The sequence below is a fragment of the Streptomyces sp. NPDC028991 genome (assembly GCF_055564775.1).
In genome coordinates this window covers 507,714-519,173 of the sequence record NZ_JBVHVP010000004.1, presented here as the reverse complement: position 1 = coordinate 519,173, position 11,460 = coordinate 507,714, and the positions used below count along the sequence as shown (strand labels likewise).

The 11,460-nt window shown below is 70.8% G+C and carries 10 protein-coding genes and 3 pseudogenes; 8 read left to right on the top strand and 5 right to left on the bottom strand.

All coding sequences use genetic code 11. The features are described 5' to 3' along the window. A pseudogene (locus ACZ4V1_RS12640) lies at window positions 1–370 on the top strand (ABC transporter); the annotation flags it as partial. After that, the gene (locus ACZ4V1_RS12635) at window positions 367–1,152 is read left to right on the top strand and encodes an ABC transporter permease (RefSeq protein ID WP_468333488.1); all 786 of its coding nucleotides are present in this window, start codon (window positions 367–369) and stop codon (window positions 1,150–1,152) included. The pseudogene ACZ4V1_RS12640 and the gene ACZ4V1_RS12635, both read left to right, overlap by 4 nt. 86 nt (window positions 1,153–1,238) lie before the next feature. Here the strand turns inward: ACZ4V1_RS12635 and ACZ4V1_RS12630 are convergent, their stop codons facing one another. Then, the gene (locus tag ACZ4V1_RS12630; protein ID WP_468333485.1) at window positions 1,239–1,928 is read right to left on the bottom strand and encodes a potassium channel family protein; all 690 of its coding nucleotides are present in this window, start codon (window positions 1,926–1,928) and stop codon (window positions 1,239–1,241) included. Continuing rightward, on the bottom strand, window positions 1,921–3,261 hold the full coding sequence (locus tag ACZ4V1_RS12625; protein WP_468333482.1) for a TrkH family potassium uptake protein: 1,341 nt from the start codon (window positions 3,259–3,261) through the stop codon (window positions 1,921–1,923). The genes ACZ4V1_RS12630 and ACZ4V1_RS12625 overlap by 8 nt, the downstream gene beginning before the upstream one ends. A gap of 282 nt (window positions 3,262–3,543) precedes the next feature. On the opposite strand from ACZ4V1_RS12625, the gene ACZ4V1_RS12620 reads away from it, so the two are divergent. Continuing rightward, window positions 3,544–4,524, top strand: coding sequence for a zinc-binding dehydrogenase (locus tag ACZ4V1_RS12620; protein ID WP_468333479.1), 981 nt, complete (start codon window positions 3,544–3,546; stop codon window positions 4,522–4,524). A gap of 82 nt (window positions 4,525–4,606) precedes the next feature. Here the strand turns inward: ACZ4V1_RS12620 and ACZ4V1_RS12615 are convergent, their stop codons facing one another. After that, window positions 4,607–5,731, bottom strand: coding sequence for an amidinotransferase (locus ACZ4V1_RS12615; RefSeq protein WP_468333476.1), 1,125 nt, complete (start codon window positions 5,729–5,731; stop codon window positions 4,607–4,609). A 270-nt stretch (window positions 5,732–6,001) separates the two neighbouring features. Here ACZ4V1_RS12615 and ACZ4V1_RS12610 point away from each other — a divergent pair, with 270 nt between their 5' ends. The 4 genes from ACZ4V1_RS12610 (at window position 6,002) to ACZ4V1_RS12595 (ending at window position 8,489) form a co-directional block, all read left to right on the top strand. Further along, window positions 6,002–6,499: a DUF2975 domain-containing protein gene (locus tag ACZ4V1_RS12610; protein WP_468333473.1), complete on the top strand. Its 498-nt coding sequence runs from the start codon at window positions 6,002–6,004 to the stop codon at window positions 6,497–6,499. Continuing rightward, window positions 6,499–6,723: a helix-turn-helix domain-containing protein gene (locus tag ACZ4V1_RS12605; RefSeq protein WP_468333470.1), complete on the top strand. Its 225-nt coding sequence runs from the start codon at window positions 6,499–6,501 to the stop codon at window positions 6,721–6,723. The genes ACZ4V1_RS12610 and ACZ4V1_RS12605 overlap by 1 nt, the downstream gene beginning before the upstream one ends. A 183-nt stretch (window positions 6,724–6,906) precedes the next feature. Then, window positions 6,907–7,218 carry a zinc-ribbon domain-containing protein gene (locus ACZ4V1_RS12600; RefSeq protein WP_468333467.1) on the top strand — a complete coding sequence of 104 codons (312 nt, stop codon included), beginning with the start codon at window positions 6,907–6,909 and terminating at the stop codon, window positions 7,216–7,218. 119 nt (window positions 7,219–7,337) lie between these two features. Continuing rightward, complete coding sequence (locus ACZ4V1_RS12595) at window positions 7,338–8,489, top strand: PucR family transcriptional regulator (protein ID WP_468333464.1); 1,152 nt, start codon at window positions 7,338–7,340, stop codon at window positions 8,487–8,489. 320 nt (window positions 8,490–8,809) lie between these two features. Here ACZ4V1_RS12595 and ACZ4V1_RS12590 read toward each other — a convergent pair. After that, window positions 8,810–8,974, bottom strand: a pseudogene (locus ACZ4V1_RS12590) (flotillin family protein); the annotation flags it as partial. A gap of 24 nt (window positions 8,975–8,998) precedes the next feature. Beyond that, a pseudogene (locus ACZ4V1_RS12585) lies at window positions 8,999–9,250 on the bottom strand (hypothetical protein); the annotation flags it as partial. Between the two features lie 277 nt (window positions 9,251–9,527). On the opposite strand from ACZ4V1_RS12585, the gene ACZ4V1_RS12580 reads away from it, so the two are divergent. Continuing rightward, window positions 9,528–11,417, top strand: a complete 1,890-nt coding sequence (locus ACZ4V1_RS12580; RefSeq protein ID WP_468333571.1) for an NAD-binding protein — start codon at window positions 9,528–9,530, stop codon at window positions 11,415–11,417. Window positions 11,418–11,460: the final 43 nt, after the last annotated feature.

The following is an 11,460-nucleotide window of genomic DNA, read 5'->3' as shown; positions in this document are numbered from 1 at the left end:
CCTCGAAGAAGCCGACGAACTCGCCCACCGCATCGCCGTCCTCCACAACGGCCGCATCGCCGCCGAAGGCACCCCCGAAGAACTCAAACGCCTCACCCCCGGCGGACACGTCCGGCTCCGCTTCACCGACCCGGCCGCCTACCAGAGCGCCGCAGCCGCTCTCGGCGAAACCACCCGGGACGACGAGGCGCTGGCCCTCCAGATCCCAGGCGACGGCAGCCAACACGCACTGCGCACCCTCCTCGACCGGCTCGACTCCGCCGGCGTCCAGGCCGACGAACTCACCCTCCACACCCCCGACCTCGACGACGTCTTCTTCACCCTGACCGGACCCGACACCCCCCACCAGCCCAAGGAGAACCTCCGATGAGCACCCTCTCCCCCACCCTGCGCGACTCGACCACCATGCTGCGCCGCAACCTCCTGCACGCCCGGCGCTACCCCTCCCTCACCCTGAACCTGCTGCTCACACCCATCATGCTGCTCCTGCTCTTCGTCTACATCTTCGGCGACACGATGAGCACCGGCATCAGCGGCGGCGACCGCTCCGACTACATCGCCTACCTCGTCCCCGGCCTGCTCCTGATGACCATCGGCTCCACCACCATCGGCACCGCCGTCTCCGTATCCATGGACATGACCGAAGGCATCATCGCCCGCTTCCGCACCATGGCCATCCACCGCGGATCCATCCTCATCGGCCACGTCATCGGCAGCGTCCTCCAGTCGGTCGCCAGCGTCATCCTCGTCGCCGCCGTCGCCACCGCCATCGGCTTCCGCTCCACCGACGCCACCCCCCTGGAGTGGCTCGCCGCACTCGGACTCCTCGTCCTCTTCGCCCTCGCCCTCACCTGGACCGCCGTCGGCATGGGCCTGATCAGCCCCAACGCCGAAGCCGCCAGCAACAACGCCATGCCCCTGATCTTCCTCCCCCTCATCTCCAGCGCCTTCGTCCCCATCGACGCCATGCCCGGCTGGTTCCAGCCGATCGCCGAATACCAGCCCTTCACCCCCGCCATCGAGACCCTGCGCGGACTGCTCCTCGGCACCGAGATCGGCCACAACGGCTGGCTCGCCACCGCCTGGTGCCTGGGACTGGCGGTACTCGGCTACCTCTGGTCGGCGTCGAACTTCAACCGCGACCCGAAGTAACCACCTCGGCAGCGCCGACCGGGCGCGGCTCGCCTCCCATCCAGTCGCGCCCAGTCCCGTCTCGTCCAGTCCCGTCCCGTCCAGTTTTACTGGAGTTCGCTGAAGCGCTCGGTCGCTCGGGTGCGTCCGGCCACGATGATGGTGTCGTCTGCTTCCACCACGGTTTCGGCAGTGGCGTAGGTGAAGCCTTCGCCAGGGCGCTTGATGGCGACGACGGTGATGCCGTAACGGGTACGGACGGCGCTGTTGGACAGGGGAAGGCCGATGATGTCGGTGGGCGGGTTGGTCTTGACCATGGCGAAGTCGTCCTCGAATTCGATGTAGTCGAGCATGCGGCCCCGTACGAGGTGGGCGACGCGCTGGCCCATGTCGTGCTCGGGGTAGACGACGTGGTGGACACCGAGCTGGTCGAGGATGCGGCCGTGGGCCTCGCTGGTGGCCTTGGCCCAGACGTTCTCGATGCCGAAGGAGATCAGCAGCGAGGCGGTGAGGATGCTGGCTTCCAGGTCGGTGCCGATGGCGACGACTGCGCGCTCGAACTCGTGGACGCCGAGCTGGCGCAGGGCGTCCTCCTTGGTGGAGTCGGCCCGCACGACGTGCGTGAGGGATCCGGAGAGGGCCTGGACGACTTCGGCGTTTTCGTCGATGCCCAGGACTTCGGTGTCCTCGTCGGCGAGTTCCAGGGCCAGGGCGCGGCCGAAGCGGCCCAGGCCGATCACGACGACGGAGCTCTCCGGGCCGGTGCGCCGCTTCTTGGTGCTGGGTTTCCTAGCCAATGACGGGTCGCTCCTCGGGAAGGTCGTACAGGCGGACGCGGCTGCGCAGGGCAAGCGCGGAGGCGACGGTGATGGGGCCGAGCCGGCCGATGAACATCAGCGCGACCAGCAGCAGTTGCATACCGGACGGCAGCCCCCCGGTGATGCCGGTGGACAGTCCCACGGTGGCGAAGGCGGAGGTGGTCTCGAACAACGACTGGTCCAGGCTGTAGTCGGTGAAGACGACGAAGGCCAGGGTGGAGACGGCGACGGCGGCCACGGACAGCAGCACCACGGTCAGAGCCTGACGCTGGAGGTCACCGTGCAGGCGGCGGTGGAAGATGTTGACCGCGCCCTCGCCACGGATCTCGGCGTATATGACGAAGAACAGCACAGCGAAGGTGGTGACCTTGATACCGCCGGCGGTGCCGGCGCTGGCACCGCCGACGAACATCAGCACGTCCGTGCCCAGCCAGCTCGCGGGATTCATCTGGGAGGTGTCCAGGCTGTTGAACCCGGCGGTACGCGGCATGACGCCCTGGAAGAAGCCGGCCAGCAGCTTGCCGGGTGCGTGCAGGGGGCCCAGCGTGGCCGGGTTGGACCATTCGATCACGGTGACGAAGGCGCTGCCGCCGACCAGGAAGATCCCGGACGCCCAAATCACGATCTTGGTGTGCAGGGACCAGGACCGCGGCCGGTGCCAACGGCGGCGCAGCTCGAACAGGACCGGAAAGCCCAGTCCGCCGGCGATGACCGCCAGCGCGACGGGCAGGCAGATCCATGGATCTGTGGCGAAGCCCATCAGGCTGTCGGAGTACAGGGCGAAGCCGGCGTTGTTGAACGCCGAGACGGCATGGAAGACGCCCAGCCACAGCGCACGCGGCCAAGGCTCGTCATAGGCGGTGGCGAACCGCAGGGTCAGCACCAGCGCGGTGACCGCCTCCAGCAGAAGGCTGACCTTGACCACACCGGTCACGACCGAGCGGACATCGCCCAGCCCCAGGGTCTTGGTCTCCGCGGCGGCCGTCATGCGTGCTTTCAGGCCGATGCGATGGGACACCAGCAGGACCAGCAGGGAGGCGAAGGTCATGATGCCGAAGCCACCCACCTGGATGAGCGCCAGGATCACCGCCTGCCCGAAACCGCTCCAGTAGCCGGCGGTGTCCACCACGGCCAGACCGGTCACACACACCGCGGAGGTGGAAGTGAACAACGCCTCCATCGCACTCGCACCGCCGGGGCCGGCCTTGGCCACCGGCAGCATGAGCAGGCCGGTCCCACCCGCGATCGCCATGGCGAATCCGGTCACGACGATCTGCGCCGGATGCCGCAGACGCGGCCATCGCCGCGTCATCACGACAAACCTTCCGCTCCGCGGGCAGGAACCACAATTGTTCGCACTGGGAGACGATAAACAACACACACCCCGTTTCCAGCATCAGGCTTTGGCGCGTGCCCCGCCCCCCGCACCCTGGCGTGCGACGTGCGACGTGCGACGTGCGGGCGTGCGGCGTGTGACGTGCGGCGTGTGACGTGCGGTGTGCGGTGTGCGGTGTGCGGTGTGAAAGGTTGACCTCAAGTTAGGTAGAGGTCGCAGAGTGGGGGTTCTTCGGCAGACCCACCGGAAGGAACGACCATGCGCGCCATCGTGCTGCACGAGTTCGGTTCGGCTGAGAACCTCCGTTACGAGACGGTGCCCGACCCCGTGCCGGGACCTGGCCAGGTCCGGGTATCGGTCAGGGCCGCGGGTGTCCACCAGATCGAGACGGCGATGCGGGAAGGGCTGGAGATCGGCCCGCCGCTCCCCGCGCTTCCGGCCATCTTCGGGGGTGAGGTGGCCGGCGTCGTCGAGTCGGTCGGGCCGGACGTGGACGGGGCCTGGATCGGCGCCGAGGTGGTGACCTCGCACGGCAGTCCGGGAGGTTACGCCGAACTCGCCGTCGCCGAAGTCGCGTCCCTGCACCGGATCCCCGTCGGGCTCAGCTACGAGGCCGCCGTCACCATGGTCGTCACCGGCACCACCACCATCGGTCTGCTCGACATCGCGGAGCTCACCTCCGACGACGTGGTCCTGGTCACGTCCGCGGCCGGCGGGGTCGGCCGTCTGGTCGTCCAGTTCGCCCGCCGCCTCGGCGCCACGGTCATCGGCGCGGCAGGCGGACCGGCCAAGACTGCGGCCGTGCGGGAGCTCGGGGCCGACGTCGCGGTCGACTACGACCTGGCGGACTGGGCGGGCACCGTCCGGGACGCCTTGGGCGGGCGCGGTGTCACGGCCGTCGTGGACGGTGTCGAGGGCGACAAGGGGCGGGCCGCGTTCGGGCTACTGGCCGAGGGCGGGCGCTACGTCACCATCGGCGCGGCCTCCCGGGAGGAGTTCCGGCCCGATGAGACGGAGTTGAAGGAGCGCGGCGTCCGCTTCACCGACGCGCTGGCCCTGCTGCTGGAGGGCCAGGACACGTCGGCCGACGAGTCGCGCGCGCTCGCGGAGGCGGCGGCCGGGAACCTGGTACCCGCCTTCCAGACCTTCCCCCTGTCGCAGACCGCCGCGGCACACGCCGCCCTGGAGTCGCGGGCAACGACAGGAAAGGTCGTTCTCGTACCCGACGCCCGAGGGTGACATCCCGGGCGCCCTGGATGACGTACGGCCCGGCTCGACGTGTAGACGTGCGGGAGCAGCACCGCGGTGGTGCGTCACCCCGTCAGTCGGTGTACGACTCGAGCGTGCCGCGGCGCCGTACGTCGAGGGTCGCGCAGTGGAACGAGCCGCCGAACGGCGCATAGTGCAGCAGGTCGCACGGGATCGGCTCGAAGCCCCAGCTCTCCAGCGCGCGCAGCATGCCGGTGTGGTGCCGTTCCGCGATCACCCGCCCGTCGCCGATGGCGAGGAGGTTCATGCTGAGCCACTTGCCGCACATCGAGGTGACCTTGAGCATGCGGTCGTCGATCGGGTCGGGTTCGGGCGCGGTCAGGATCTCCCACGAGCGCAGGACGTCCGGGAGGCGGTCGACGTCGACGTACTCCGGGTTGACCAGTGCCCTGCCCGGCGCGAGGGGAACGAACGTGGTGTCGATGTGCATGGGCGTGCGGCAGCGGCTCTCGATCTCGTGGACGCGGTAACCGGGGCCGAGGTGACGGCGCAGCCATTCGATACCCATGCGGTTGGTGACGTTGCTGCGGGTGACGAAGATGTCGCGTCCCGCGCGGACGAAGTCCGCCGCGTCGAAGACCGGCTCGAACTCGGTGAGGATGTGGCGCATCGGCTCGCCCGCCGCGGGGACGCGGAAGTCCGTCTCGAAGAGCTCGTCGGTGAGCTGGGGCTTCGGGGCGGCCGTCCAGCGCGCGCCGCGCCGGAAGTAGTCCTTGAGGATCGGCCGGTAGGAGTGGGTCTCGAAGTAGCGGCAGGGCCAGGCCATCGGGGTCTCGATGATCTCGTCGCCGATCACGAGCAGGCAGTCGCGCGGGCAGGTGTTGCAGAAACCGCGTGACGACCAGTCCGGGGTGCTGAAGCGCTGCCGGTGGTCGACCGCTTCGGGCCGTGTGACCGTGATGCCGAGGGACTGGAGGAGGGCGACGAACCCGTCGAGCTCGCGCTGCGCCCGTTCGACCAGGACGCGCGGATACCTGAAGCCCGCGGCGAGTCCCTGAAACCGGGCCGCCCACGGTGGGACGTTGCAGGTCACGACCGGGTGGTCGGAGGGGATCGTCGCGCCCTCCAGCCGCCCGACGACGACCTCCTCCAACGGGTCCCACTCGTTGTGGGAACCGACCGGCGAAACGGCCGGTTCCGCCGCTTCCGCGACACCGGGTTCCTGCGCCACCGCCATGACTGACCGCTCCCGACCGCTCCCGACCGCTCCCGACCGCTCTCGACCGCTGCCGACCGCTGCCGACCGCTGGCTCTCCGTAAGCTCACCACGAGCCCTCTGCGTACTCTCCGTGATACCCCAGTGAGCTCGCTGTGACTACGGGTGTGCCCCGAACCGGGCTATTGATACCCACCCCGCCATGCCAGACCTTGCCGAGTCTATCGACTTTCGATAGATTTCCATCGTAGAACGATTGAAGGAGGGGGTCATGGGATTGAAGGAGGGGCAATGGGAAGGCTGACGGTGCTCGCGCTGCGCGGTGTGATCGGGATGCTGCTCGCCGGCTCGGTTTTCGTTCAGGCGGTGCTGGTCTGGCTGCTGGCGGCCGGATCGGGCGACCCCGACGCCGCTCTCGCGGCAGTACGCACACCGGTGTTCCTGATCGTGGTCCTGGGGGCGGCTGCGGCCCAGACCGTACTGGTCTGCGTCTGGCGGCTGGTGACGATGGTGCGGCGGGGCACCGTGTTCTCCCTCGGTGCCTTCCGGTACGTCCATGTCGTGATCGGTGCCTTCGTCGCGGCCGCGCTCCTGGTGTTCGCGCTCGCGGTCGTCCTGGCACCCGGCGAGGCCGTCGCGCCCGGCATCGTGCTCCTGCTGGGCGGGGTCGTCCTGGCGATCCTCGGCGTCGCGCTGGTCGTGCTCGTACTGCGGATGCTGCTCGCCCAGGCCGTCGCGCGCGACATCGAGGCGGCGCGGATGCGGGCCGAGCTGGCAGAGGTGATCTGATGCCGATCGTCGTCGACATCGACGTGCTGCTGGCGAAGCGCAAGATGTCCGTGGGCGAGCTCGCGGAGCGCGTCGGGATCACCCCCGCCAACCTGGCCGTGCTCAAGAACGGCCGCGCCAAGGCGGTGCGCTTCACGACGCTCGCCGCGCTCTGCGACGTACTCGAGTGCCAGCCGGGAGACCTGCTGCGCTGGGAGACCGGGGGCGCGGACCTCGAGGAGTGAAGCCGGCCGTCCGGCGTCGTCCGACGGCGTCCGACGACGGCCGACGGCGTCCGACGACGGCCGACGGCGTCCGACGGCGTCCGACGACGGCCGCGGGTGGCTTCCGGAGCCCGTCCGGGCGCAATCTGGGAGAAGATCTGCGTGCCCTGCGCGCCGCGGGCACCGACCCGGAAGGACCGCCTCGTGATCATCTTCGGCACCAAGGGATACCTCTACCAACTCGCGATACTGACGCTGGTGTGCGGCCAGTGCGGCAACCCCTCCGCGCACACGCTCAGGAAGCGCGTCACGAAGTTCACGCTGTTCTTCGTGCCACTGTTCCCGTTCTCCACGAAGTACCTGACGCAGTGCACCTTCTGCGGCGCCGAGCAGCAGGTGACCAAGGAGCAGGCGGACCAGCTCCAGACCCAGGCCGTGAGCGGCCAGGGCGGCCCCGGCGGCCCGGGCGGCCAGACGTACGGGCAGGCGCAGCAGCATCCCTACCAGCGGCCGTGAGGGCGGCGGGACGGTAGCCCCTGCCCTGGCCCGCCCGCGTTTCCGGTTTCCGGCAGTCTTGACTACCCTCACGTTGCCGGACACCGCGCACCGGGCGTGAACGGCAGGGGAGGCGCGGGGTGACGGACCAGGGGACCGATCAGCAGGAGACGTATCTGAACGGATACGCCGAGATCCTGGCCGGAGTGGCGGCCACCGGGCGCCGGCTGACCCGCGACGAGCTGGAGGAACGGCGGCTCCTCGGTGAGCAGGCCGCGGAGGCGGGGCAGAGTCTGCGCAGTCTCGTGCGGCTGCACCTGGACGCCACGCGAGCCTCCTGGCCTGGCGCCGGCACCGGCTCCGGTACCGCCTACGGCTCCGGCTCCGGCTCCGGTTCCGGTTCCGCCTACGGCTCCGGCACCGGCACCGGCACCGGCACCGGCGTCACGGACAGTGTGCTCGCCGCCGTCGCCCAGGCCGTCGACGCCTTCGCCGAGGGATACGAACGCGCCCAGCACCTCGCCGTACGGCAGGAGGAGGCCGCACGGCGGGAGTTCATCGACGACCTGCTCTACGGGCGCAGCGACCTGGGCCGGCTCGCCGAGCGGGCCGAGCGTTTCGGGCTGGTCCTCTCCCACGCCCACGCCGTCGCGGTGGCCGAGGCGCCCGAGTCGTACGACGACACCGCCCCGGTCACCCGGCTCGTGGAGACGGCGCTCATCTCCCGCTTCGGCGACCGGCGCGTCCTGATCACCACGAAGAACGGGCAGCTCATCTGCATCGCGCCCGGCGACCAGGAGGACGTTCTCGCCTTCTTCGCCAAGCAGGCGTACGCGGCCACGGACGGCAGCCGGGTCGCCATCGGGCGCCCCCAGAACGGCGCCGGCGGCGTGGTGCAAAGCTACGAGGAGGCGCTGAGCACCCTCGAACTGGCCGAACGGCTGGAGCTCGACGAGCCCGTGCTGCGCGCCGCCGACCTGCTCGTCTACCCGGTACTCACCCGCGACCGGCAGGCGATGGCCGACCTGGTGCTGAGCGTGCTGGGTCCGCTGCGCGGGGCCCGGGGCGGCCCCGAGCCGCTGTTGCGGACGCTGGAGGCGTACTTCGACGCCGGCTGCACCGCGGCCGAGGCCGCCCGGCGGCTGTCACTCAGTGTGCGGGCCCTCACCTACCGGCTGGACCGCATCCACCAGCTGACCGGGGCCAACCCCGCCGACCCGGTGCACCGCTACACCCTGCAGACCGCGGTCATCGGAGCGCGGCTGCTGAGCTGGCCCGCCCAGGAGATCTGAGCTGTCCCTTCCCCCAGGAGGCCTGAGCTGTCCCTCCCCCCTCAGGAGGTCTGAGCTGTCTCTCGCCTCCCAGGAGATCTGAGCGTGCCCGCCCACGAGGTCTGAACGGGCCCGCCCACAAGATCTGAACGGGCCCGCCCACGAGGTCTGAGCGGGCCGGCCCGGCCGGTGGGCGGCTGTCAGCCGGTGATCTCCACCTTGCCGTTGCGCAGCGGGTCCGGCACTTCCGGTCGGTCCGGCACTTCCGGTCGGTCCGGCACTTCCGGTCGGTCCGGTTCTTCCTGCTGTTCCGACCGGACCGGCGCGTCCGACCGGCCAGGCGCGTCCGCCGTCTTCGCGGCCTGCCCGGCGAAGACGGCCCGGTCCCGGATGACGTCCTCCTCGGACATCCGGCCCACGAACGCGCGCAGCGCGCCGGACAGCACTTCCCGGGTGAAGCAGACGATGCCGTCCTGCTGCATCAGGAACCGCTGCGCGGCGGCGCGGCGCTACGTCAGCCAGCCGGCCCCCCAGCCGGCCCCCACCCCGGTGACCGCGCCGGCCCCTGCGGCGCCCTCGGGACCGGCCAAGCCGGTGCCGAGGGCGATGGCGCCACCGAAGCCGGTCATCGCGGTGAACCCGGCGACGACCGGCAACGACAGCCACCCCTCCAGGACTCCGTCCAGCACTCCCCCGAAGGCGCCTTCCAGCAGTCCGTCGAAGACCAGCGACAGGGCGAGCAGCACGACCCCCGTGATGCCCGGTCCGAGAAACCAGGCCATCGTGCCGTCCCCCTCTCGCCCGTCGCTGAGCTTCGGTGCAACGAATCGTCACACGCGGCGCAGGAGCGCGTCATTTCCGTGTTCCGGCAATCTTTACGCTCCTTTGATGCCGCTCTCCCTCTCCCCGCGCTTCTCCCCCGCGCTTCTCCTCCGTCTCTGCTCCGTCTCTTCGCGCGCGCGGGGAACCGCATCTGCCGCGGGTACTGTCTTCTCCCAAATGGGCACTCAAACGGGGAGCGTTCCGAGTCAGGTTCAACAAGGCGACGCGTACGCGCACATGGTGGTGTGCGGCGACGACGGGCTGGCCCACCGGCTGGCCGCGGAACTGCGCGGCGTGTACCGCGAGCAGGTCACTCTTGTCGTACCGCCTTCCGGGCGCCGGGTGCGACAGCCGATGGTCGGGCGGGCCCGCGCCGCCTCGGCGGCGCTGCTGGACATGGTCAACGCGGCCGTCAACCGCTCGGGCGGCGGCGAGCCGAGCGGCACCGGCCGCGAACTGGAGGCCGCCGAGCCGACCGAGGACGTGCTGGCGGAGGCCGGCGTGGACCGGGCAGCCGCGCTGGCCCTCGTGTACGACGACGACGAGACCAACATCCGCGCCGCCCTGACCGCCCGCCGGCTCAACCCCCGGCTGCGCCTGGTCCTGCGCCTGTACAACCGGCGTCTCGGCCGGCACATCGAGGAACTCCTCGATCAGAGTGCGGCGTTGGCGACCGGCGACACACGGGAGTCGGGGCTCGACGGCGCGGGGACCTCCACGACCGTGCTGTCCGACGCCGACACCGCCGCGCCCGCGCTGGCCGCGACCGCCCTCGTCGGCACCAGCAAGGTCGTCGAGACGGACGGGCTGCTGCTGCGCGCGGTGGAACGGCAGCCGCCCCGCCCCGGCGAGGTGGCCGACCCCGGGCTGTGCACCCTCGCGCTGCTGTCCGCGACGAGCAACGACCCGGCGGGCGCGGACGGTTCCGAGGAGAGCGGCGAGCAGGGGCCGCAACTGCTGCCCGACGCCGCGGCGGTGGAGGCGGCCACCGGACGCGGCACCGTAGCCCTGGAACAGGTGTCGTACTCCGGCCCGCCACTGCCCGCGGCACGCACCGGTGTGCCCCCGTTCGGGGAGCTGTTCTCACGGCGGCTGCGCTGGTCGCTGGCGGGTCTGGGCGCCTGTGTGGTCGCGCTCGCCGTGGCGCTGATGGTGATCACCGACGACCACCCGCTGCACGCCACGTACGTGACGCTGCTCGACCTGTTCTCCATCAACGAACCCGCGCACAACAAGGACACCGGACGGCAGGTGCTCCAACTGCTGTCCGGGTTCGTCGGCCTGCTGCTGCTGCCGGTGCTGCTGGCCGCCGTACTCGAAGCCCTCGGGACCTTCCGCAGCGCCTCGACGCTACGCAAGCCGCCGCGCGGGCTGGGCGGCCACGTCGTCCTGCTCGGTCTCGGCAAGATCGGTACGCGCGTGCTGACCCGGCTGCGGGAGATGGACATCCCCGTGGTGTGCGTCGAGGCCGACCCAGAGGCGCGCGGCATGGCGACCGCGCGGCGGCTGCGGGTACCGGTGGTGCTCGGGGACGTCACCCAGGAGGGCGTCCTGGAGGCCGCCAAGATCCACCGCGCGCACTCGCTGCTCGCCCTGACCAGCGTGGACACCACCAACCTGGAGGCAGCGCTCTACGCCCGCTCCGTACGGTCCCGCCTGCGGGTGGTGCTGCGCCTGTACGACGACGACTTCGCGACCGCCGTGTACCGCACCCTGCGCGCCGCGCACCCGGGCGCGCTCACCCGGAGCCGCAGTGTGACCCACCTGTCCGCGCCGGCCTTCGCCGGGGCGATGATGGGCCGCCAGGTACTCGGGGCGATCCCCGTCGAGCGGCGGGTGCTGCTGTTCGCGGCGGTGAAGGTGGCCGGGCACCCGCAGTTGGAGGGGAAGACGGTCGGCGAGGCGTTCCGGGCGGGGGCGTGGCGGGTGCTGGCGCTCGAGGTCTCCGACGGGGAGCGGGATGAGGCCGCGGGAGCCGACGGCGAGGGTGATCAGGGGTCCAGGCTGGTGTGGGAGCTGCCCGACACGTATGTCATGCGGAGCGAGGACCGCGTGGTGCTGGCGGCCACGCGGCGGGGGTTGGCCGAGTTGCTGGGGCGGCGGACGGGGCAGCGGACGGGGTCGTAGGGGCGCCGCCCGGACGGGGTCGTAAGGGCGCCGCCCCTACGAC